Source organism: Paralcaligenes ureilyticus (assembly GCF_004346225.1).
Taxonomy (GTDB): Bacteria; Pseudomonadota; Gammaproteobacteria; order Burkholderiales; family Burkholderiaceae_B; genus Paralcaligenes; species Paralcaligenes ureilyticus.
This window is the reverse complement of the sequence record NZ_SMAJ01000006.1, coordinates 65,307-86,713: the sequence shown is the minus strand read 5'-3', so window position 1 is coordinate 86,713 and position 21,407 is coordinate 65,307. Positions and strand designations below refer to the sequence as shown.

Annotated in this window: 21 protein-coding genes; 17 read left to right on the top strand and 4 right to left on the bottom strand. The window is 58.8% G+C overall.

From position 1 onward, the window contains the following. Positions 1-26 precede the first annotated feature (26 nt). Positions 27-1,406 (top strand): 3-deoxy-D-manno-octulosonic acid transferase, encoded by a 1,380-nt coding sequence (locus tag EDC26_RS09950; RefSeq protein ID WP_132582080.1) that lies wholly within the window; start codon positions 27-29, stop codon positions 1,404-1,406. A gap of 63 nt (positions 1,407-1,469) precedes the next feature. Here EDC26_RS09950 and galU read toward each other — a convergent pair whose 3' ends face one another. After that, positions 1,470-2,300 (bottom strand): UTP--glucose-1-phosphate uridylyltransferase GalU, encoded by an 831-nt coding sequence (galU, locus tag EDC26_RS09945; protein WP_132582078.1) that lies wholly within the window; start codon positions 2,298-2,300, stop codon positions 1,470-1,472. 210 nt (positions 2,301-2,510) lie between these two features. Between galU and EDC26_RS09940 the strand changes: the two genes are divergently transcribed. Together EDC26_RS09940 and EDC26_RS09935 are read left to right on the top strand one after the other, a co-directional pair. Beyond that, positions 2,511-3,362 carry a GntR family transcriptional regulator gene (locus EDC26_RS09940; protein WP_165930985.1) on the top strand — a complete coding sequence of 284 codons (852 nt, stop codon included), beginning with the start codon at positions 2,511-2,513 and terminating at the stop codon, positions 3,360-3,362. Between the two features lie 60 nt (positions 3,363-3,422). Further along, positions 3,423-4,382, top strand: coding sequence for a Bug family tripartite tricarboxylate transporter substrate binding protein (locus tag EDC26_RS09935; RefSeq protein WP_132582074.1), 960 nt, complete (start codon positions 3,423-3,425; stop codon positions 4,380-4,382). Positions 4,383-4,549: 167 nt separating this feature from the next. On the opposite strand, the gene EDC26_RS09930 is transcribed toward EDC26_RS09935, so the two are convergent. From EDC26_RS09930 to EDC26_RS09920, 3 genes are all read right to left on the bottom strand, one after another. After that, on the bottom strand, positions 4,550-4,762 hold the full coding sequence (locus EDC26_RS09930; protein ID WP_132582072.1) for a hypothetical protein: 213 nt from the start codon (positions 4,760-4,762) through the stop codon (positions 4,550-4,552). 84 nt (positions 4,763-4,846) lie between these two features. Continuing rightward, the gene (locus EDC26_RS09925; RefSeq protein WP_132582070.1) at positions 4,847-5,665 is read right to left on the bottom strand and encodes a type III pantothenate kinase; all 819 of its coding nucleotides are present in this window, start codon (positions 5,663-5,665) and stop codon (positions 4,847-4,849) included. Further along, a complete protein-coding gene (locus tag EDC26_RS09920) occupies positions 5,662-6,486 on the bottom strand; it encodes a biotin--[acetyl-CoA-carboxylase] ligase (protein WP_243700863.1) in 825 nt (274 codons plus the stop codon). The genes EDC26_RS09925 and EDC26_RS09920 overlap by 4 nt, the downstream gene beginning before the upstream one ends. Positions 6,487-6,639: 153 nt before the next feature. On the opposite strand from EDC26_RS09920, the gene EDC26_RS09915 reads away from it, so the two are divergent. From EDC26_RS09915 to EDC26_RS09850, 14 genes are all read left to right on the top strand, one after another. Continuing rightward, on the top strand, positions 6,640-7,284 hold the full coding sequence (locus EDC26_RS09915) for an alpha/beta hydrolase (RefSeq protein WP_132582066.1): 645 nt from the start codon (positions 6,640-6,642) through the stop codon (positions 7,282-7,284). Positions 7,285-7,529: 245 nt separating this feature from the next. Then, positions 7,530-8,750: a D-alanyl-D-alanine carboxypeptidase family protein gene (locus tag EDC26_RS09910; RefSeq protein ID WP_132582310.1), complete on the top strand. Its 1,221-nt coding sequence runs from the start codon at positions 7,530-7,532 to the stop codon at positions 8,748-8,750. 28 nt (positions 8,751-8,778) lie between these two features. Beyond that, the gene (locus EDC26_RS09905; protein WP_132582064.1) at positions 8,779-9,645 is read left to right on the top strand and encodes a D-amino acid aminotransferase; all 867 of its coding nucleotides are present in this window, start codon (positions 8,779-8,781) and stop codon (positions 9,643-9,645) included. A 13-nt stretch (positions 9,646-9,658) separates the two neighbouring features. Further along, positions 9,659-9,934, top strand: a complete 276-nt coding sequence (locus EDC26_RS09900; protein WP_132582062.1) for a DUF493 family protein — start codon at positions 9,659-9,661, stop codon at positions 9,932-9,934. Continuing rightward, the gene (gene lipB / locus EDC26_RS09895) at positions 9,934-10,578 is read left to right on the top strand and encodes a lipoyl(octanoyl) transferase LipB (RefSeq protein ID WP_132582060.1); all 645 of its coding nucleotides are present in this window, start codon (positions 9,934-9,936) and stop codon (positions 10,576-10,578) included. The genes EDC26_RS09900 and lipB overlap by 1 nt, the downstream gene beginning before the upstream one ends. A 681-nt stretch (positions 10,579-11,259) precedes the next feature. After that, positions 11,260-12,048 (top strand): enoyl-CoA hydratase, encoded by a 789-nt coding sequence (locus EDC26_RS09890; protein WP_243700862.1) that lies wholly within the window; start codon positions 11,260-11,262, stop codon positions 12,046-12,048. A gap of 192 nt (positions 12,049-12,240) precedes the next feature. Continuing rightward, the gene (gene lipA / locus EDC26_RS09885; RefSeq protein WP_132582058.1) at positions 12,241-13,239 is read left to right on the top strand and encodes a lipoyl synthase; all 999 of its coding nucleotides are present in this window, start codon (positions 12,241-12,243) and stop codon (positions 13,237-13,239) included. A 152-nt stretch (positions 13,240-13,391) separates the two neighbouring features. Beyond that, entirely contained in the window at positions 13,392-14,975 is a 1,584-nt protein-coding gene (locus EDC26_RS09880; protein WP_132582056.1) for an ABC transporter substrate-binding protein, read from the top strand. Between the two features lie 14 nt (positions 14,976-14,989). After that, positions 14,990-15,964 (top strand): ABC transporter permease, encoded by a 975-nt coding sequence (locus tag EDC26_RS09875; RefSeq protein WP_132582054.1) that lies wholly within the window; start codon positions 14,990-14,992, stop codon positions 15,962-15,964. Continuing rightward, on the top strand, positions 15,961-16,884 hold the full coding sequence (locus EDC26_RS09870; protein WP_132582052.1) for an ABC transporter permease: 924 nt from the start codon (positions 15,961-15,963) through the stop codon (positions 16,882-16,884). Before EDC26_RS09875 ends, EDC26_RS09870 begins: the two co-directional genes overlap by 4 nt. Before the next feature lie 14 nt (positions 16,885-16,898). Further along, positions 16,899-17,897: an ABC transporter ATP-binding protein gene (locus tag EDC26_RS09865; RefSeq protein WP_132582050.1), complete on the top strand. Its 999-nt coding sequence runs from the start codon at positions 16,899-16,901 to the stop codon at positions 17,895-17,897. Beyond that, a complete protein-coding gene (locus EDC26_RS09860; protein ID WP_132582048.1) occupies positions 17,894-18,928 on the top strand; it encodes an ABC transporter ATP-binding protein in 1,035 nt (344 codons plus the stop codon). Before EDC26_RS09865 ends, EDC26_RS09860 begins: the two co-directional genes overlap by 4 nt. Positions 18,929-19,130: 202 nt before the next feature. Beyond that, the gene (locus tag EDC26_RS09855; RefSeq protein WP_132582046.1) at positions 19,131-19,994 is read left to right on the top strand and encodes an N-formylglutamate amidohydrolase; all 864 of its coding nucleotides are present in this window, start codon (positions 19,131-19,133) and stop codon (positions 19,992-19,994) included. A 105-nt stretch (positions 19,995-20,099) separates the two neighbouring features. Further along, complete coding sequence (locus EDC26_RS09850) at positions 20,100-21,296, top strand: M20 aminoacylase family protein (protein ID WP_132582044.1); 1,197 nt, start codon at positions 20,100-20,102, stop codon at positions 21,294-21,296. Positions 21,297-21,407 lie beyond the last annotated feature (111 nt).

Genomic DNA, 21,407 nt, shown 5'->3' with positions numbered 1-21,407 from the left:
CTTTTTCGTATGGCGGTGATCCTTCATTGAATCGCTTTTTCTACACTGCTTTTATCCGTTTGCTGTCGCCCGGCTTGCTGGGGTGGATGGCATTGCGTGCGCGGCGGGCGGGCGGCGATTGGGGCGTATGGTCGGGCAGCCGTTTTGGCCGTTATGCAGGCGTGAGCGTGCTGAAGAAACCCATCTGGGTGCATGCCGTCAGCCTGGGCGAGACCCGTGCAGCGCAGCCGCTTGTGCAGGCTTTGCTCGATCAGGGCGAGAGCGTGCTCCTCACGCATATGACGGTGACCGGGCGCGCCGAAGGAGCCCTGACCTTTGCAACCGCCATTGCGCAGGGCCGGTTGAAGCAGGAGTGGCTGCCCTACGATTTCCCCGGCTGTACACAGCGGTTTATGGCGCATTACCGGCCGCTCATCGGCATATTGATCGAGCGCGAGGTTTGGCCCAACGCGATTGCGTCGGCTCGCCGGGCACACATACCCATGATGCTGGTGAGCGCGCGCTTTTCCGATCACGCCTTACGTAACAGCCTGCGGGCCGGGCGTGTCATGCGAGAGGCCTATGGCAGCCTTGATGCGGTCTATGCCCAGACGTTAAGCGATGCGCAGCGACTCGAGCAGGCTGGCGCTTCGGCGGTGCGGGTGTCGGGCAATTTCAAATTTGATGTTTCCCTGCCTGCCGACAAGGTGGCGCGCGGCAAGGCTTTCAATGCGGCGCTCAAACGCAAGGTCGTCGCCATTGCCAGCACGCGTGAGGGTGAGGACCAGCTGTTTGTGGATGCGATAGCCCGCAAAGTCGGACGCGCCCGCGGGCATGGCAAGGATCTGGCCGAGCGGGTGATGTTTTATTTGATCCCGCGCCATCCACAACGCTTCGAAGAGGCGGCGGCGTTACTGCAGAAAGCGCAGCTGCCGTTTATGCGGCGCTCCCAGTTGGTTGATATCGGCCAGGCGGGGGCCGCGGCCCTGCGTGCCGGTGGCCAGCCTTTGGTGCTGCTGGGCGATAGTCTGGGCGAAATGCCCAGTTATTACGCGAGCAGCCATATTGCCATTGTGGCGGGCAGCTTTGAGCCTATGGGCGGGCAGAATTTGATTGAGGCGTGCGCGGTAGGCGTGCCGGTACTCGTGGGGCCGCATACCCGGAATTTCGAGCAGGCGGTGGTCGATGCGATCGATGAGGGCGCCGCGATACGGGTCCAGACTGTCGACGCGGCCTTGTGCAAGGCGCTCGATTTGCTGGATCAGCCCGCTGAGCTAAGCAAAATGGGCCAGGCCGGCGCGCATTGGGTGCAAAAGCATACCGGCGCCATCGCCAGGGTCGTCGCCGGGTTGAACGAGATCAAGGCCCGGAAGGCGGTGGCACCCACAAGAGGTGCCGCTACAAAAACGTACCCGCCGCTAACGTAGCGGCACCCCTTGTGGGTGCCATCGACCGCGGCAATAGGCCTGCCCGGGCTGAACCCCGCTCCATCAAAGCCCGTGGTACTTGCGGCCCAGTTCCAGGGTGGCCTGAAAAAATCCCGCCTTGCTGCCGCAATCGTAGCGCAGGCCTTCATACTCAAAACCGTATACCTCTCTGGTGCCGAGCAAACTTGCAATGCCGTCGGTCAGCTGGATTTCGCCGCCTACCCCCGCCTGGACTTGGCGCAGGTGTTCGAAGATTTCAGGTTCCAGCACGTAGCGCCCAACCACGGCGAGTGTGGTGGGCGCGACGTCGGGTGCCGGCTTTTCGACGATCGCCGTCAGGCGGGTTGTTTTGCCGTTGATCCGGCTGCCGGAAATAATTCCGTATTTGTTCGTTTGATCGCGCGGCACATTTTGTATGGCGAGTACGCTGCCGTTTTGTTGGTGTGCGGCCTCAATCAGTTGATGTGTAACCGATGTGGTGGCGTCGATCAGATCGTCGGCCAGCAGCACGACAAAGGGTTCGTTGCCCACAATGGGAGCCGCGCACAGCACGGCGTGCCCCAGCCCCAGCGGGGCGGATTGCCTGGTGTAGATGCAATTGACATGATTGGGGATGATGTTGCGTATGGCATCGAGCAATTTCGTCTTGTGTTTTGATTCAAGGTCGGCTTCGAGCTCGGGAACGCTATCGAAGTGATCTTCGATGGCTCGCTTATTGCGGCCCGTTATGAAAATCAGATCAGTGATGCCTGCTGCGATAGCCTCTTCGACCGCATATTGGATCAGTGGTTTATCGACGATGGGCAGCATTTCCTTGGGCATCGCTTTGGTAGCGGGCAGAAAACGGGTGCCCAGGCCGGCCACGGGAAATACGGCTTTGCGAATTGGCTTCATGATGAATAATTGTTTTTGAGTGCTTTGGTAAGCCTGTCATTTTATGGGATAAAGCGCCTGGGCGTATTGCTCACGCCTGCAGCAAATTCGCACCACGTCACGGCGGCCTGTTAAAACTGTCCCTCACCAACGGATTGGGGTGGGGTATTTGATAAACGGATACCCTTTGATATATCAGCCGCCAGTTACTATAGAATGGGCCGCAAGAAGATGGCTGACCCGTTTGATGCTCACAACGGCCGTCGCGGAAAATGGATGGGGTTCGAACACGGCCGGGAGTCATTTGGAATGGGTAAGGAAAAAGGTGGGTTACCAGAATCGCTTGCGTCTATTTCTGCGACAGATCGTGTCCGGCGGGAAATCGAAGCCCGCATTGTTGCAGGCTTGCTGCCCCCAGGCGCACAATTGGACGAAGGCCGCTTAAGCCGGATATTTTCGATTTCCCGCACGCCGGTTCGAGAGGCCTTGCTTCAATTGCAGGTTCTAGGTTTTGTACGCATAGCGGCGCGGTCGGGCACCTATGTGGTGCAGCTTTCGGCTGGTGAACTGGCCGATATATTCGAAAGCCTGGCGTACGCCGAGGGTTTGTGCGCGCGGCTGGTGGTGCAGCGTATCGGATCGGCGCAGATCAAGGACTTGCGTTTATTGCACAAGGAGGGCAAACGTGCGGTAACTCGTAAAAGCCTGGATGATTATTCTGCTTATAACAAGGCTTTCCACGAGCTTTTTTATGCCAATTGCGGCAATGCTTATTTGATCAATCAGATTACGCAAATGCGCAAGCGCACGAACCCTTACCGCATGCGCCATTTCGACTATACCGACCGCATGGCCAGTTCCTGGTTCGAACATGATCGTTTGCTGCTGGCGGTGGTGAACAAAGACGAACACGGGGCGGCACGCGAAGCGACGGAACATATTTTGGTCGGCGGCAAGGACTTTTGCGACCTGGTTGCTGCGTCTCCGGAGTATCTGCAGTTCGACCCGGACACCAGCGCTGCGTGGGATTGCGGTATTGCCGATATGCCGAGTGTGTTCGCGCCTACGCCTCCTGTGCACTAGCAGAAAGCGCTTCAAAGAACGGAGGGTTGGCTAATACTCTTTGCGTAGGTGGAGACGACTATGCTCAAGCTCAAAATGATGGCATTGGCGGTACTGTTAAGCCTGAGTTCGATTTCCCCAGCCCTTGCTCAATCGGCGCCTCTGAAAATTGTCGTGGGGTTTGCGCCTGGCGGCGGAGTGGATGCATTGGCCAGGATTACGGCGCGTCACCTTGAAACGACGCTCATGCGCTTTGTGGTGGTGGAAAATAAATCGGGGGCGGGCGGCACGATTGCCGCCGATTACGTGGCCAACTCGTCGCCTGACGGCAATACCTTGCTGCTGGGCGATACGTCCTTGCTGATTGCACCGCACGTTTATCCCAAGGTTGCTTACAAATTACCGGGAAGCTTCGAGCCCGTGGGTATGGTCGGGCAGGCCGGTCTGGCGATTGCGGTGCCTGGCAATAGCCCGGCTAAAACGCTGGCCGACTTTTTGGCCATGGCCAAAAAAGCGCCGGGTAAATATCCCTTTGCCTCGGTTGGGGTCGGGTCGATTCATCACCTGGCGGGCGAATTGCTGGAGCTCAAGGCCGGCGTAAAACTTCTGCACGTTCCGTATCGCGGCGGCAGCAAGGTCAACCAGGCGCTGGCGGCGGGTGAGGTATCGATGTCTATTGCCAGCATCGCTTCGGCGATGGGCCTTGCTCAGGCTGGGAAAATCCGCATTCTTGCCGGTTTGTCGGCCAAAAGATTTCCTGCGCTGCCCAATATTCCTACGGTAGCAGAAGCCGTGCCGGGCTACGACGTGACTCCGTCGTTGTTCCTGCTCGCGCCCAAGGGCGCACCAGCCAGTGCGCTGGCGCCAGTGACGGCGGCCTTGAAGCAGGTGCTGCAGGAAAAGGCCGTGCAGGATGCGTTCATCGTGCAAGGATCGGTGGCGCAATACCACGATCCTGCGTGGCAAGCCGGCTGGATGCACTGCGAAGAAGCGCGCTGGGTCGACGTGATCAACCAGGCGCATCTGAAATTTGGCAATTAGCTGTGGATTCTTTATGTACGGAATGCTGCTCGGACAGGCCCAAAAACCCATGGACCTGGTCGTTCCTCCGGCCAGCGAGCAAGTGCCGGTCGATGCAAAGCATCTGGGGGCCACGCTCTGATTGTGATTTCGCTTTGAGGCCGAAATGAAGTCTCGACGGTGTGCGTCTACGGTTTGCTTTGCGTGGCGGCCGGGGCCGCGCCGGCGGCGGGCTGAGTACCCACCGAAGGGACCCCCAGTTTGACGGATTCGGGGCTTTTCTGTGTCAATAGCATATGGGAATCGCGCCCTTCCTCGCTGGGCGGGTTGCCTAAAAAGCCTTGGCCGTAGGCCAGGACAATGATGTTGGCGATCAGAATGAGCAGGAATAGAAAGCGCATGGCCGACAAGAACGGAAAATGGTTTGAGCTGCGCCGGTGTTTTTGGCTGTGCTCGAGTTTTCCGTATTGTAGTTCGAAGTCTGGCTACTGTTCGCAGGCCAGACGGGCCAGGCCGTCAAGCACCGGAGCCGCCAGCCATTCTATGGCTGTGATCGGTAGGCCCAGGCGTGTTTGGGCGGCGGCGAGCAGGGCCAGCGTTTCTTGCTGGACGATGGGCCAGCCGCCGCCGGCGCTGTATATGCGTGGAGCTCGGCCATAGTGCTCCAGCCCGATCAGCCATTGCCGCAATACGGCGCCGGCCTGGGCGGCGGCGATGCCGGTGGCGATAGCCCCATGCGTATCGGTGGGGTAGGCCGTCGTTTCCCCCCGGGCTTGCGGCAGATTGGCGGTGGCCTGGGCGAGCGAAATACGCATGAGCTCCGGCCCAGGGAGAATCAGGCCACCCTCGAAGCTCAGGTGCGGGCTAAGCGTATCGATAGTAGTCGCCGTGCCAAAGCTGGCCAGCATCAATGCAGATTCGGGCTCACGGCCTGTTGTTTGGCCCGCGCGCGCATCCTGTGCGCGCTGCGCCAGAGCCAGCATCGACACCCAGCGGTCGGCGCCCAACTGATCCGGGGATTGATAGCGATTGCGTACCCCCAGTGCTTCGCTGCCACTGGTTACCCAGGCTATGGGGCATGCATGCAAAGCCAGGCAGGACTCGATTGCCGCACAGATCGATGCGCCGGCCACGTTCACGCCCAAGGCGGCCACGGGCGGTGCGGGAAGTTGCGCCAGCCAGCGGGGAAACCGGTCCAGGGCGGCATGGTCGAGCGTCAAAGCCGCCGTTTCGCGCCTGCCGCTTTGACGCTCGACCCAGCCGAATTTGATCCGGGTATTGCCCGCGTCGATCAAAAGCATCATGGCTGCAGCCGCACCGAAATTTCACCGATCGAAATGGCCGTTTCCCCTTCTGCGTTGCGCACCAGAAGCTGCCCAAACGTATTGACGCCGCAGGCGATGCCGGCGTGCATGATGCGCCCGCCTTCGAGCACATTGATGTGTTGGCCGGCCAGGACGTCGGTGCAGGCATAACGCTCGGGGAGAGAGTCAAAACCGTCGCGTACGGCCTGGCTGAAACTGGTCGACCAGGAACGCGCGATAGCGGCGACCATGCTGGCCGTAGAGGTTGCCGCCGCCTGCACGTCTCGCGCGGCGATTTCGGACCAGTCGGCGATTTGCCTGTTTAGCGATTGGCTTAGCGCCCGCGCATCTTCCAGATTAATGCCTATGCCGACAACCACGACGTGGTGGTCCGCCGCCAGGCGCGCCGTGCCTGCGCGAGTAATTTCGACCAATATGCCGGCCAGCTTGGAAAATTGCCAGTACACGTCATTGGGCCATTTCATGACGAGGCGGTTGCGGTGTGCGGGGCCGATCAGTTCGCGCAAGGCTTCGCAGGCGGCCACGCCGGCCAGCGGCGAAAGCGTTGGCAGTTGCCTGGGTGGCAGAAATACATCGAAGGCGCAGGAAAACATCAGGTTGGCGCCGCTGCGGTTCTGCCAGGTGCGGCCGGCTCGCCCACGCCCGCTTTCCTGCAAGTGTGCGCCCAGCAGCCAGGGCCGGGCCATGGATTGCTCGTTATGGCGTGCCCGGGCAAGCAGGTCGCCATTGGTGGAGGCGGTGCGTTCAACCCATTCGATGTGTCTGAAGTTGGGCAAGGCCAGCCGCAGGCTCGCGGCCATTTGGTCCGGCGGCGGCAGAATAGGGGCGGATGACGCTGGCATCGTGGGTAATAGGGTGTTGTAATAGTGGCCGGGCCAGCGGCGGCGCCTCTGGTTAGAGAGAGTCTACCCGATGTTGTTATGATTTGAATCTTTTTTCCGCCTTGATGCTTTATGCCTGTATTTGCTAAAAATGCCGTATTTCAGGGCCTGGCCGGGGCGATTGACTGCACTATCGACTGGCCTGATGGTCCGTTGCGTGGCTGGGCCCTGGTTTTGCACCCGCATCCCTTGCACGGCGGTGCGCGCGATAACAAGATTGTGACCACGATTGCGCGCGCGTGCGTGCAACAGGGTCTGGTGGCGGTGCGACCCAATTTTCGCGGCGTCGGCGCGTCGGCCGGTGAGTTCGATCGGGCGGTGGGCGAAACGGCCGACATGCACGAACTGGTGGCGCAGTTCTCGGCGGCCAACCCCGAACTGGCCGACGGCAAATGGGTGCTGGCGGGGTTTTCGTTCGGGACCGCGGTGGCAGCCCAGTTGTATGCAGGCCTGGCCCAACAGCGGCAGAAAACGCCCAACGCGCTCATATTGGCCGGCACCGCGGTGGATCGCTTCAAGTTTCGCGACGTTGTCGTGCCCGAAGATACCTTGCTGATCCATGGCGAGCGCGACGAAGTGGTGCCCCTGTCCGAGTCCATGGACTTCGCGCGTGCGCATGGCTTGCCGGTTGTCGTCGTGCCCGATGCATCGCATTTTTTTCACGGACGTCTGATTACACTCAAACTGTTGCTGCAGCAACGCCTGGCAGCGTTGTAATTTGTTGGAAAATCCAGTATCAACTGTTTTCAGGTTCGCGCGCTGAATTCTCGGATCAGCCACTTTGTGCCGGGTGGGCTCTGCCTATAATGGGGTCTTTGCTTTTCAGGCCTTCAAGCTTGGACCGTTACTTTGGAAAGTCGATGACCCATTCAGTTCGTTTTCGTTCAGCTCGCTTTCTCAGTGGCCACCGTTCGCGTTACGTCCTTGCCGGACTTGCGCTGAGCCTTGCTCCTCTGGTATCCATGGCGCAAAAATCACCTGCCGCTGTGGCGCCGCCTGCCGCGCCAGTGGCTGCGCCTGCCTCCGCATCTGCGCCGGCCGCGTCCGCGCCAACTGCAAGCGTCCTGGCTCCAGTGGCGGCTCCGGCCGGAACATTGGCCATGGCCGGTGATTTATCCTCGGTTCCAGCACCCGCGATCGAGGCCAAGGCGTGGCTGGTTCTGGATGCCACCAGCGGCCAAATCATCGCCGCGTCCAATCCCGACGAAAAAATTGAACCGGCGTCGCTAACCAAGCTGATGTCGGCCGACATTGTGTTCGATGCGCTCGACAATAAACGTCTTACGCTGGATCAAACCGTCAATATTTCCACGAAAGCCTGGAAAACGGAAGGCTCGCGCATGTTCGTCAAACTCAATACGCAAGTATCGGTTGACGACTTGTTGCAGGGGCTGGTTGTGCAGTCGGGCAATGATGCAACCGTTGCTCTGGCCGAGGCCGTGGCGGGCAGCGAGTCGGCGTTTGTAGCGTTGATGAACCAGGAAGCGGCCCGGATCGGCATGAAAGATACGCATTTTGCCAATTCAACCGGGTTGCCCGATCCCAATCATTACACGACAGTACGCGATTTGGGCATCCTCGCCAACAGCCTGCTGCACAAGCATCCGCAGTACATGCGCTATTACAAAGAAAAAGAATTTACCTATAACAAAATCAAGCAGCTGAATCGCAATCGCCTGTTATGGACCGACCCTACCGTCGATGGCCTGAAAACCGGCCATACCCAGTCGGCGGGTTATTGCCTGGTGGCAAGCGCAATACGCAATGATCGCCGCGTGGTGGCCGTGGTCGTTGGGACCGCGAGCAACTCGGCGCGCACCGAAAGCACTCTCAAGCTGCTGAACTGGGGCTTCCAGAATTTCGACACCATCAAACTGTTCGATACCCAGCATCCGGCGGTGCAGGCCAAGGTGTGGGAAGGGCAGGCCGAGACCGTGGGGTTGGGCGAAATGCAGCCGATCTGGATTACCGTGCCGCGCGGCAAGGGCCCCGAGGTCAAGCCGGTGGCCCAATACACCCAGCCTCTGATTGCACCGCTCAAAAAAGGTGCCAAGGTGGGCACCGTATCCTTGTCGCTGGGTGGCAAAGTACTGCGCCAGGATTCTCTGCTGGTTTTGAACGCTGTGCCTGAGGCCGGGTTCTTCGGGCGCGTTTACGATAAAATCCGTTTGATGTTTCACTAATTTTCAAGCGGATGACAAGGCATAAGTAATGATTCCCGATGTTGATAGCGACAGTATTGTTTATTTGAACGGTGACTACGTCCGTTTGGGCGATGCCAAAATTTCGGTGCTGGATCGTGGGTTTATTTTCGGCGACGGCATTTATGAAGTGGTGCCGGCCTACGGGCGTAAACCTTTTCGCATGGCGGCGCACCTGGCGCGTCTGGAGCGCAGCCTGGCGGCCATCGGTATCAAAGCCGGCCGCTCTCGCGATGACTGGGAAAAGCTGGTGCTCGATATGCTCAAGCGCTCGCCCACAGCGGATTGCATGGTGTACCTGCAGGTGACGCGCGGCGTGGCCAAGCGCGACCACGCGTTCCCCAAAAACGCACTTGTGCCTACGGTGTTCTGCATGGTGTCGCCGTTCACGAGGCCAGACGCTCCTCACCGTGAACAGGGGCTTTCGGTCGTGAGCATGCCCGATCTGCGCTGGCTGCATTGCGAGATCAAGTCCGTGTCGCTATTGGGCAATGTCCTGGCCAAACAGCACGCGATAGAGGCTGGTGTGGACGAGGTGGTGCAGTTTCGCGATGGTTTCCTGTCCGAAGGGTCGTCCTGCAATATATGGGTGGTCAAAGACGGCGTGCTTCTTGCTCCGCCGCGCAACAACCTGATCCTCGAGGGAATACGCTACCGCTTTCTCGAAGAGCTGGCTGGCGATGCCGGAGTGTCATTCGAATCGCGTCCGGTGTCCGAAGCCGAGGTTGCGCAGGCTGATGAGCTGATGCTGTCGTCGGCCACCAAAGAGGTCTTGCCTATTGTCAACTACAACGGCAAGTCCGTGGGAAGCGGCAAGCCGGGCGCCGTGTATGCCAAATTGCGTGCGGGCTACGACAGGGCTATCGCTGCGCTTTAACGATTAACGCCTTATGCCCACGATTCCTCCCGAACAATCCTTAATCGAGTACCCAAGCAATTTTCCGATTAAGGTCATGGGCAAGGCGCATCCCGATTTCGCGCAAACGATGACCGACCTGGTGATGCAGTTCGATCCCCAGTTCGATCCCGCGTCCGTGGAAATGCGCCCCAGCGCCAACGCCAATTACATAGGGTTGACGTTTACCGTACGAGCCACTTCGCGCGAGCAGCTTGATAATTTGTATCGTGCCTTGCATGCTCACCCGATGGTGGCGATAGTCTTGTAATGATCAACGTCAAGTGGTGGGCGCGGCCGGCCGAGTATCTTGATGTCTGGCAGGCCATGCAGGCGTTTACCGAGGCGCGCGACGGGGGCACGCCCGATGAAATCTGGCTGGTGGAGCACCGGCCGGTGTATACCTTGGGGCAGGCGGGCAAGCCCGAACATATCCTGAACAGCGGTTCGATTCCGGTGGTGCAATCGAACCGCGGCGGGCAAGTCACCTATCACGGGCCAGGCCAGGTTCTGGCGTATTGCCTGATCGATTTGCGGCGTCTTGGCATTTATGCCAAAGAGTATGTGGAGTTGCTCGAGAAAGGGGTGATTGGAGTCCTGAAGGAGCTGGGGCTTGCCCGAGCCTGCTGCAAGGCGGGCGCGCCTGGGGTGTATGTGCCTATGGAGCAAGACGATCTGGCCAAGATTGCCGCCTTGGGGATCAAGATTCGCAAAGGTTGCGCTTATCACGGCGTTGCGTTGAATGTGGCCATGGACTTGTCGCCCTTTCTGGGGATTAATCCCTGCGGCTACGAAGGTTTGCGCACTGTTGATTTGCGGACTTGCGGCATATCAATACCGTTTGAACAAGCCGGCGATCTGCTGGCGCTGCGACTGAGCCAGGTTTTCGAGGGGTATGGCTCGGGCGTGCGGTAGATTGGCGTTCTGTATCGCTACCCGTATTACCGCGTTCGCAACGCCACCCGTAGTGCCACCCCTTGTGGGTGGCATTCGCTGCAGGTGGCATTCTTTTGTCGCATAACCTATCCGCCTAGAACCTTTTTTCTAGCCCCGCGACGTGGCCAGTCAAGGTGGGGCGGGCTCTGACGGTCACGGTCATGGCTTCGCCATGACTTCCCGCGCGCAGGACCGGCTTCGGGGCGGCGTGCGAACTCGTGGGGCGAATAGCCCACTGGGCTATTCGCAATCGTCCCACTCAAACAGCGCACGCCTTGCATCCCCGAAGCCGGCCCTGCGCGCGGCGTGCCCGAATCGCCCGCCCCACCTTGACTGGCCACGACGCTATGTTGTGAAGGTGGCAGCCACAAGGGCTGCCGCTACAAGTACCTGTACGCGAGCTTTGTACCGGCAGGCGAATTTTGTAGCGACAGGCCTTGTGCCTGTCATCTACGCAAGACACCGTCTTTCATTCCAGGGTTATGCCACCCACAAGGGGTGGCGCTACATAACGTTCCGGCGGGTCTTTGTAGCGGCACCCCTTGTGGGTGCCACAACAGCGGTCGCGATACCGTCGCCAGCGTAAAATACAAACTCATTTGTTTTCAGTGGTGGGCAAGCAGAAAGCTTCCCGCTTCGCAGCGCCAACAGGAGATCAGCGTGTCCACATCAGAGCAAGCACAATTGTTGGTGGATCGGGTCGATGGGGTAGTCACGTTGACCTTGAATCGGCCGGATCAATTCAATGCCTTGACCGAGGAACTCCTGGCCCAGTTGCAAAGCAGCCTGGATGTATTGGCGCAGGACGCCGACCTGCGCTGTGTGGTGCTTGCCGCCGCGGGGCGGGCGTTTTGCGCCGGCCACGATTTGAAGCAGATGCGCGCTGCGTCCGACCACGATTACTACGTGCGGTTATTCGCGCGTTGCGGGAGGGTGATGCAAAGTTTGGTGGCGTTGCCGGTGCCCGTAATTGCCAAAGTGCACGGGATGGCGACCGCTGCCGGTTGCCAATTGGTCGCCAGTTGCGACCTGGCCATTGCCGCCGATACGGCCAAGTTCGCGGTGTCGGGGATTAATGTCGGCTTGTTTTGTTCGACGCCCGCGGTGGCCTTGTCGCGCAATGTGCCGGCCAAAAAGGCTTTTGAAATGCTGATGACCGGCCGCTTCATCAGCAGTTCCGAAGCGGTGGATAATGGCTTGATCAATCAGGCGGTGGCGCCCGGGCAGCTTGACGCGACCGTGGCAGCCCTGGTGCAGACTATTTGCGCGAAAAGTCCGGTGGCGGTGCGTACCGGCAAGGCCATGTATTATCGGCAACGCAGTATGGGCCTGGCCGATGCGTACGATTATGCCGGGGGTGTTATGGCGCAAAACATGATGGCCCAGGACGTGGCCGAAGGCATCGATGCCTTCACGCAGAAGCGGCCGCCTGTATGGAAGGGGTGTTAGCAGCGGTGTGAAATGGCAGCCACAAGGGCTGCCGCTACATGCGACAGGTATGTTTTTGTAGCGGCACCCCTTGTGGGTGCCATTCCTGCTAATACCGACCTTCCCCAAAGGGAGATTAGGCGGCGCGGCAGGCCACGGGTTAAAATGACTTTTCTATGAACGCAAGACCTGCGTCTTGCCGCAGGAAGCCGTATGACCACACCCGTCGAGCAGTCTCTTGGCCACGAAGCCGCGGCGCAGCCGCCCGCTTACGATCCTACTCAGAAACAGAAATCCCTGGCCAAAACGTCGCGCATTCCCATTAAGGTTGTGCCGGCCGAACGCCTCAGAAAGCCCGACTGGATCCGCGCCAAGGCGCCGGCCGCCGGTTCGCGTTTTTACGATATCAAGCGGATCTTGCGCGAGCACCATCTGCACACGGTTTGCGAAGAAGCGGCGTGCCCCAATATCGGCGAGTGTTTCGGCAAGGGTACGGCCACCTTCATGATCATGGGCGACAAATGCACTCGCCGCTGTCCTTTCTGCGACGTGGGCCACGGCCGTCCGGACGCGCTCGACGAAAACGAGCCCGAAAACCTGGCGCGCACTGTTGCGGCCCTGCGGCTTTCCTATGTGGTGATTACGTCCGTGGACCGCGACGATCTGCGCGATGGCGGGGCCGGTCATTTCGTGGCATGCATACGCAAGGTGCGCGAATTGTCACCCAGCACCCGTATTGAAGTGTTGGTCCCCGATTTTCGCGGCCGTCTCGATCGTGCGCTCGAGGTGCTCAATGGCGGCCCTCCCGATGTGATGAACCACAATCTTGAAACCGTGCCTCGCCTGTACAAGCAGGCCCGGCCCGGGGCCGATTACCAGCACTCGCTCACCTTGCTGTCAGAGTTCAAGAAAGTGCATCCCAATACCCCGACCAAATCGGGGCTGATGCTGGGTCTGGGCGAAACGGACGAGGAAATCCTGCAAGTCATGCGCGATTTGCGCTCTCACAATGTCGATATGCTGACGATAGGGCAATATTTGCAGCCTTCCGAGCATCATCTGCCGGTACTGCGTTATGCGCCGCCCGACATTTTCGACATGCTCAGGCGCGAAGCCCTTGCCATGGGTTTCAGCCATGCGGCGGTAGGCGCCATGGTGCGCTCTTCGTATCATGCCGACGACCAGGCCCACGCGGCGGGCCTGGTCTTTTAAACATCGACGCCCCTTTATGGGGCGTCGGCCATTCAAGAGTCCCACCTGCTTGGGGAAAACACCGATCTTTTAATTGGCGTGGGGTCGCTTACACTCGAAGAATGGGTAGATGAGCCCAAGGGGGGCTTATCGTTTTAAAAGGCATAGTGACCATGAAGTTAATACATAAAACGGTTCTTTTGTCGGCGCTGGCGGTTGGTTTCCTGAGTATCGCCAGCACGACGCAGGCCCGCGACCTGACGATCGCCCTGCGTTCCGAGCCCAGCTCCATGGATCCGCAGTTCCATTCGCTCACGCCCAATACGCAATTGTCGGAAACCATGTTCGATCCCCTGGTGCGTACCGACGCCACGGCCAAGCCTGTACCGTCGCTGGCCGAGTCCTGGACGGTCAACGGCAATGTGTGGTTGTTCAAATTGCGCCCCAATGTCAAATTCTCCGACGGCTCGCCTTTTACAGCCGACGATGTGGTGTTTACCTACGCTCGCGTACCCCTGGTTCCCAATAGCCCTTCATCCTATACGCTGTATTTAAGCAGCGTTGCCAAGGTCGAGGCGGTTGACCCGTTAACGGTAAGGATCACCACCAAGGGGCCATCGCCCGTCTTGCTGGCCAATTTGTCCATGATACCGATCATGTCCAAAAAAGACGCATCCGGCCCGGCGCCCGAAGGCAAGACTACGGTAGAGTTGAATCGCGGCGAGGGCCTGATTGGCACCGGCCCCTATAAATTCGTGTCCTGGAAGCGCGGCGCCGAAATCGTGCTCGATCGCAATCCGTATTACTGGGGCGCGAAGCCCGCCTGGGACAAGGTGATATATCGGCCCATTTCCAATTCGGCGGCGCGGGTTGCGGCGCTTTTGGCGGGCGACGTGGATGTGATCGAGGATCCTCCGACCGACGATTTGCCCAAGCTCAAAAAAGACAAAAAGCTTTACATCCAGGAAACGCCCTCGGTGCGGGTCATTTACGTGGCGCTGAATCAATCCAAGGAAGTGCCTCCGGGCATGGCGGGCACCGGTGGCAAGAATCCGCTTACCGATGCGCGTGTGCGTGAAGCTTTATCGCTGGCGATCGACCGCAAGGCCATTGTTTCGCGCATTATGGGCGGGGTGGCCCAGCCCGCCGCCAATTTGCTGGCCTATCCGGCCTTTGGCGCTTCCAAAAAATATTCCGTCGTGCCCCAGGCCAATACGGCTCGCGCCAAAGAGCTGTTGGCTGCCGCGGGCTACCCCAAAGGCTTCACCGTGTCTTTGGGCTCGCCTGCCGGGCGTTACACCAATGACCAGCGCATTGCGCAGTCAGTGGCCTCCATGTGGGCGCGCATAGGCATCAAGACCGATGTCGAAACCATGGCGCCGCCGGTGTTTTTCAAGAAACGCGACTCTTATTCATTCAGTACTTATCTGGCCGGCTGGGCGGCCAGCTCGGGCGAAATGCTCAACCCGCTCACGGCCCTGGTCGTGACCAAAGACCCGAAGCTTGGGCTGGGAACCACCAACTGGAGCCATTATTCCAATCCCAAAATAGACAGCCTGGTCATGGAGGCGTCCAAAACCCTGGACGACGCCAAGCGCTCTGAAATGCTGCAGAGCGCGGCGAATATGGCGATGGAAAACTACGCCATCTTGCCTTTGCAATTCGAGCTATCGGTCTGGGCGATGAAAAAGGACATCCGCTACGGCGGGCGCACCGATCAAATGACGCTGGCTCAAGACATGACACTGGCCAAGTAAGGCCGGGTTGACAGGTGCTATCGAGCATTATTCGCCGACTGATCCAGACCTTTGTTGTGGTGCTGGTCATGTCGGCGTTGGTATTTGCCGGGCTTTATCTGGTGGGCGACCCGGTGTCCATGCTGGCCAGCCCCGAGGCCACCGATGCCCAGCGCGAGTTGATTCGCCAGTCCCTGGGCCTGAATCTGCCTTTGTGGCATCAGTATTTCATTTTTCTGAGCAAAGCCGTCCATCTGGATTTCGGCAACAGCTTTTTAACCGGCGAGCCGGCCATGCGTTTGATTCTGGAACGCATGCCGGCCACCCTGGAACTGGCCACGGTGGCCATGCTCCTGTCGTTATTGATTGGCGTGCCTCTGGGCATATATGCCGGCCTCAAACCGGAAAGCGTCAGCGCCCGTTCGATCATGACCGGATCGGTGTTGGGTTTTTCGCTGCCCAATTTCTGGGTCGGCCTGATGCTTATCATGGTGTTTGCCGTGTTGCTGGGCTGGTTGCCGGCCGGTGGGCGCGGGCCGGTCGAAACATTCGGGCCGATTCAGCTTAGTGTTTTCAGCTGGGAGGGATGGCGCAACCTGATCCTGCCCGCTTCCACGATCGCCTGTGCCAAGTGCGCCCTGATCATCCGCGTGACGCGCGCCGCCACTCGCGAATGCCTGCCGCTCGATTACATCAAGTTTGCCCGCGCCAAAGGCTTGTCTGAAAAGCGCGTGCTGGGGGTGCATCTGCTCAAGAATATTCTGATTCCCATCGTCACGATAGGGGGTCTCGAATACGGCCAGGTTTTTGCGTTTGCGGTGGTGACGGAAACGGTATTTTCCTGGCCGGGCATGGGCAAACTGCTGATCGATTCGATCATTACGCTGGATCGGCCCGTGGTGGTGGCCTACCTGATGTTGACGGTCGTGTTCCTGGCCATGCTTAACCTGGCGGTAGACATTATCTATACCGTGCTCGATCCGCGCGTACGTTTGGAGGGGGGCGCATGACGACGGCCGATACTCCCATTCAGCCCAGCCTTGTGCCAGCCAGGCGTGAAAGCCTGTTGCGGCTGTTTATCGAGCAGTTCCTGGCCAGCAAGCTGGCGGTGCTGGGTCTTGTTCTGCTGGTTCTGTTTTTATGCCTGGCGATTTTTGCGCCCTGGATTGCGCCGCAAAATCCGTTCGATATCGGGACGCTGGACATCATGGATTCGAAACTGCCTCCCGGGTCGGTGAGCGGCAGTGGCGCCATGACATATTGGCTGGGCACGGACGGCCAGGCGCGCGACGTCTTTTCCGCCATTTTGTATGGCCTGCGCATCAGCCTCATTGTGGGCTTTGTGTCGGTATCCGTCGCCTTTGTGATCGGCTCAACAGTGGGTTTGATTTCGGCCTACTTCGGCGGCCGCGTCGATGCACTCCTGATGCGCATCGTCGACATCCAGTTGTCGTTTCCATCCATACTGGTGGCTCTGATATTGCTGGCGGTGCTGGGCAAAGGCGTAGACAAGGTGATTGTGGCGCTTATTGCCGTGCAGTGGGCGTATTTTGCGCGAGCGGCCAGAGGCGCCGCCATTGTCGAGCGCAACAGAGAATACGTCGAGGCGGCGCGCTGCATGTCGCTGTCCTGGCCGCGAATTTTATTTCATCACGTATTTCCCAATTGCATTCCGCCGCTCATGGTCATTGCCACCATCGATCTCGCGCATGCCATCGCACTTGAAGCCACCTTGTCTTTTCTGGGCGTGGGGGTGCCTGTGACCGAACCGTCGCTGGGTATGCTGATCGCCAACGGCTTCGAGTTCTTGATGTCGGGCAATTACTGGATTTCGTTCTTTCCGGGCATTGCGCTGGCGCTGGTGGTCGTGGCCATTAATCTGGTAGGCGATCATTTACGCGATATTCTCAATCCGCGCAACGAAATTTAGGCAGGAGCTTTTTTTTGCAGACACACGCATCACCGCTTTCTTCCAGCCCATGGCTGCTCGATGTACAGGGGCTGAAAGTCTGGTTCCATACCCGCGCGGGCGTGGTCAAGGCGGTGGACGGCGTTTCCTTGCAGATCAAACGAGGAGAAATCCTGGGGCTGGTGGGCGAATCGGGTTCGGGTAAAAGCATGACCGGTTTTTCCCTGATGAACCTGGTCGACGCTCCGGGCCGGATTCAGGCCGACCGCCTGTTTTTCGACGGGCGCGATTTGCAGACCTTGTCGGCAGGCGAATATCGCGCTTTGCGCGGAAACGACATGGCGATGATTTTTCAAGATCCCATGATGACCCTGAATCCGACCTTGCGCGTCGATACGCAAATGATCGAGACGATACAGGCGCACGAATCCGTTTCGCGGGCGGCGGCCCGTGCCCGTTCGATAGAGGTGCTGGGCATGGTCGGCATCCCGGCTCCGGCCGACCGGATGAGTGTCTATCCGCACCATTTATCGGGCGGCATGCGCCAGCGCATTGCCATCGCCATTGCCTTGTTGAACAGGCCTAAGCTGATCATTGCCGACGAGCCTACGACGGCATTGGACGTGACCATACAGGGGCAGATTCTGTACGAAGTGCAAAAACTGTGCCGTGAAATGGATACGGCGCTGATCTGGATTACGCACGACCTGGCGATTGTGTCGGGGCTGGCCGATCGCCTGGCGGTGATGTACGCAGGCCGCATCGTTGAAACGGCCCCGACGGCCGAAATCATAGGGGCCGCGCAACATCCCTATACCCATGGCCTGATGGCCTCGATTCCTACGTTCGACACCCGCGGCAAGGAACTATTCCAAATTCCCGGCTCGACGCCGTCGCTGCTGAATATGCCCGAAGGCTGCCCGTTTCGCTCTCGCTGCTATCGCGCAACGCCGCAGTGTGTTCAGGAGCCGCTATTCGAGGAAGTCGCGCCCTTGCATAAAGTAAGCTGCTGGCATCGCGGGGTTCAGGCATGAGCGCCGATCGCGACGACATCATTCTTGGCGTGCGCCAGTTGGAACGCCATTATGTGCAGCCGCAAGACATGGTGGATCGGCTAGGGCGTGTGTTGAGGGGGCGTGCCGCGCCTCGGCCGGTGCAGGCCGTGGCAGGTGTCGATCTGGACATTATTGCCGGCGAGGTCATAGGCGTGGTGGGTGAATCGGGTTGCGGAAAATCCACGCTGGGGCGCATGCTGACTGGAATTTTGCCGCCTACGCGGGGTGAAATCTTCTACAAGGGCCGCTCGGTTGCGACGCTTGATGCAGCGGCCCGGCGCCAGTATGAGTTAAGCGTACAGATGATTTTCCAGGATCCTTTCTCGTCGCTGAATCCGCGCATGCGCGTGATCGATATTATTGGCGAGGCTCCGATGGCGCATGGCATGGTTACGCGTGCCGCCAAAGAGGCTTATGTGTGCGAGCTGATGCAGAAAGTGGGCCTGGACCCGTCCTATCGGTTCCGCTATCCGCACCAGTTCTCGGGCGGCCAGCGACAGCGCATCGGTGTGGCTCGCGCCCTGGCTCTGAAGCCTTCGGTCATTGTCTGCGATGAGGCGGTGGCGGCGCTGGATGTGTCGATCCAGGCGCAGGTGCTGAATCTGTTTATCGAGTTGCGGCGTGAATATGGCTTAACGTATTTTTTCATCAGCCACAACCTGGGAGTGGTCAGCCATATTTCCGATCGCGTGGCCATTATGTACCTGGGACGCATTGTCGAAATCGCGCCAACTGAAACCATTTTCAAGGCGGCCAACCACCCGTATACGCAGGCGCTCATTAAAGAGCTGCCCCGTTTGCAGGCTGAACGGCGTCAGTTCGACACGATCAAGGGCGAGCTTCCTTCCCCGAGCGATCCACCCGCGGGCTGCCCGTTTCATCCCCGCTGTCCGCATGCCATGCCGCGCTGCCGCGTCGAGCGTCCGTTGCTTAAATCCGTGGAGCATGACGGGGTTTCGGGAGGAGAGTCCAAGCACCTTAGCGCCTGTCATTTGAATGATGGTTCGTAGGCCGGTTATGAATTTTAGGGTTGAAAATGGCACCCACAAGGGGTGCCGCTACATGAGCGACCGCCACGTTATGTAGCGGCAGCCCTTGTGGCTGCCATCGCGCCGTAAACTATTGATCAGCCCCTATACCTGACGCCCATGCGATCCGCGTCAATTGCAACGATGATTTTGATTCAAGGCTGGATTTTCAAGGAACCTTCAAATGATATTCGCCGATTCCGATTTTGAACCTTTTGTCCTGTCGCGGGCCAAGGGCCACGCGATTCCGCTGGTCTGCGATTCGCCGCACAGCGGCGTCATCTACCCAAAGGACTTCGGTAGTTGCCTGCCCGCGTCGATTTTGCGTTCGGGTGAAGACACCTATGTCGACGAACTTTGGCGCGCCATTCCCGCGGTGGGAGGGTCTTTGTTGGCCGCCAATTTCCCGCGGTCCTATATCGATCCCAACCGTGAACTCACCGATATCGACGTGAACATGCTCGCCGAGCCCTGGGCGACCGAAGTGCATCCCACGGAGAAAACCCGGTTGGGTCACGGGCTGATATGGCGGCTTGCCCGCAAGCAGGCCATTTACGATCGCAAGTTATGGGTGGCTGAAGTCGAAAATCGCATCCAGACCTTCCACCAACCCTATCATGCCGCGCTAAACCAGCAGATAGAAGCGGCCTACGAAAAGTTCGGAGGCGTCTGGCATTTGAACCTGCACTCGATGCCGGCCGATTCCTACGAGGTGCTTGAAATTGACTCGGACCACCCTCTGGCTGATTTTGTGCTGGGAGACCGCGACGGAGTCACCTGTGATCCGGCCTTGGTCGAAACGATCGAAACCTTTTTGATCGGGCGCGGCTATGCGGTGGCGCGCAATGATCCGTTCAAGGGCGTGGCGGTCATTGCCCGCATCGGGCGGCCCGCCGAGAACCGCCACAGCCTGCAAATCGAGGTCAATCGCAAGCTGTATATGGATGAAGATACCTACGAGAAATCGCCGGGCTTTGGCGCCTTGCAGAAATCACTTACCTTGCTGTCCGAACATTTGGCCAAGTTCGTGCAGGCGCAATTGGTGTAGTGGCTCCCCTTGTGGGTGCCAAGGCACGCTATCACCAACCCGGTAAATTGCGTTATCGTATTCCCAAGACACTCCATCATAGTGTCATTCCTAGAGACGAAAATTATGAGTTTATTAGCCGATATTGAACAAAACCATCAAGAACTGATTGCGATCCGCCGCGATATTCATGCGCACCCCGAACTGGCGTTTAACGAACAGCGCACCTCGGCCCTGGTGGCCAAGCGCCTGACTGAATTGGGCCTGGAAGTGCATACGAATATAGGCAAGACGGGGGTTGTGGGGGTGTTGCGCTCTGGAACGGGCGGCCGCTCCATTGGCTTGCGCGCCGATATGGACGCGCTGCCCATGCCCGAGAACAATCGTTTCGCGCATTGCTCGACGAATCCCGGCAAAATGCATGGTTGCGGCCACGACGGCCATACCACCATGCTGCTGGGCGCCGCCCAGTACCTGGCGACGCACAAAAATTTCAACGGCGTGGTCAACTTTATTTTCCAGCCGGCCGAAGAAGGCGGCAATGCCGGCGCCAAGGCCATGATGGACGATGGCCTGTTTGAGCGCTTTCCCTGCGATGTGATCTACGGCATGCATAATATGCCCGGGATGGAGGCGGGTGCTTTCGGCTTTCGTGCGGGGCCGACCATGGCCTCGAGCAATCGCTTCGATATCATTATCAATGGGGTGGGCGGCCACGCCGCACAGCCGCATAAGTCCGTAGACCCGATCATGATCGCGACGGAAATGGTGCAGGCCCTGCAAACCCTCATCACACGCAATAAAAATCCGATCGACACGGCAGTGTTGTCAATTACGCAGATTCATGCGGGTGACGCCTATAACGTGATTCCGGCGCAGGCAGTGATTCGCGGGACCGTCAGAACCTATAGCGTCGAGGTCCTGGATCTGATGGAAAACAATATGCGCCGCATTGTGACCAAACTTTGTGAGGCATACGGCGGCACGGGCGAGCTGGATTTTGTGCGGTGCTATCCGCCCTTGGTCAATTGGCCGCAGCAAACCGAGTTTGCGGCAGATCTGGCCGAAAAAATCTTTGGCGCCGACCGGGTCGATAGGGATACGCCGCCGCATACCGGAGCAGAGGATTTTTCCTTCTATCTGGAAAAAGTGCCCGGCACGTATCTGTTCATCGGCAATGGCGATGGCGATCACCGCATCAATACGTATCACGGCATGGGGCCGTGCCAGCTGCACAATTCCAATTACGATTTCAACGATGCCCTGCTGCCGATAGGTGCCACGTATTGGTCGAAGTTGGTCGAGGCGACGCTGGCCGCGTAGGATAGGTGTTGGACGGGGACGTGGACGCCGTTGTGACGTGCCGGTGGCACCCACAAGGGGTGCCGCTACAAAAACGTATCCGTCCTAATCGAGAACGTACCCGTCGCTAAT

Excerpts from the sequence above, each read along its gene's own strand:
- galU (WP_132582078.1), bottom strand. The coding sequence starts at position 2,300 with ATGAAGCCAATTCGCAAAGCCGTATTTCCCGTGGCCGGCCTGGGCACC.
- EDC26_RS09940 (WP_165930985.1), top strand. The coding sequence starts at position 2,511 with ATGGCTGACCCGTTTGATGCTCACAACGGCCGTCGCGGAAAATGGATG.
- EDC26_RS09935 (WP_132582074.1), top strand. The coding sequence starts at position 3,423 with ATGCTCAAGCTCAAAATGATGGCATTGGCGGTACTGTTAAGCCTGAGT.
- EDC26_RS09930 (WP_132582072.1), bottom strand. The coding sequence starts at position 4,762 with ATGCGCTTTCTATTCCTGCTCATTCTGATCGCCAACATCATTGTCCTG.
- EDC26_RS09925 (WP_132582070.1), bottom strand. The coding sequence starts at position 5,665 with ATGATGCTTTTGATCGACGCGGGCAATACCCGGATCAAATTCGGCTGG.
- EDC26_RS09920 (WP_243700863.1), bottom strand. The coding sequence starts at position 6,486 with ATGGCCGCGAGCCTGCGGCTGGCCTTGCCCAACTTCAGACACATCGAA.
- EDC26_RS09915 (WP_132582066.1), top strand. The coding sequence starts at position 6,640 with ATGCCTGTATTTGCTAAAAATGCCGTATTTCAGGGCCTGGCCGGGGCG.
- EDC26_RS09910 (WP_132582310.1), top strand. The coding sequence starts at position 7,530 with ATGGCGCAAAAATCACCTGCCGCTGTGGCGCCGCCTGCCGCGCCAGTG.
- EDC26_RS09905 (WP_132582064.1), top strand. The coding sequence starts at position 8,779 with ATGATTCCCGATGTTGATAGCGACAGTATTGTTTATTTGAACGGTGAC.
- EDC26_RS09900 (WP_132582062.1), top strand. The coding sequence starts at position 9,659 with ATGCCCACGATTCCTCCCGAACAATCCTTAATCGAGTACCCAAGCAAT.
- lipB (WP_132582060.1), top strand. The coding sequence starts at position 9,934 with ATGATCAACGTCAAGTGGTGGGCGCGGCCGGCCGAGTATCTTGATGTC.
- lipA (WP_132582058.1), top strand. The coding sequence starts at position 12,241 with ATGACCACACCCGTCGAGCAGTCTCTTGGCCACGAAGCCGCGGCGCAG.
- EDC26_RS09880 (WP_132582056.1), top strand. The coding sequence starts at position 13,392 with ATGAAGTTAATACATAAAACGGTTCTTTTGTCGGCGCTGGCGGTTGGT.
- EDC26_RS09870 (WP_132582052.1), top strand. The coding sequence starts at position 15,961 with ATGACGACGGCCGATACTCCCATTCAGCCCAGCCTTGTGCCAGCCAGG.
- EDC26_RS09860 (WP_132582048.1), top strand. The coding sequence starts at position 17,894 with ATGAGCGCCGATCGCGACGACATCATTCTTGGCGTGCGCCAGTTGGAA.
- EDC26_RS09855 (WP_132582046.1), top strand. The coding sequence starts at position 19,131 with ATGATATTCGCCGATTCCGATTTTGAACCTTTTGTCCTGTCGCGGGCC.
- EDC26_RS09850 (WP_132582044.1), top strand. The coding sequence starts at position 20,100 with ATGAGTTTATTAGCCGATATTGAACAAAACCATCAAGAACTGATTGCG.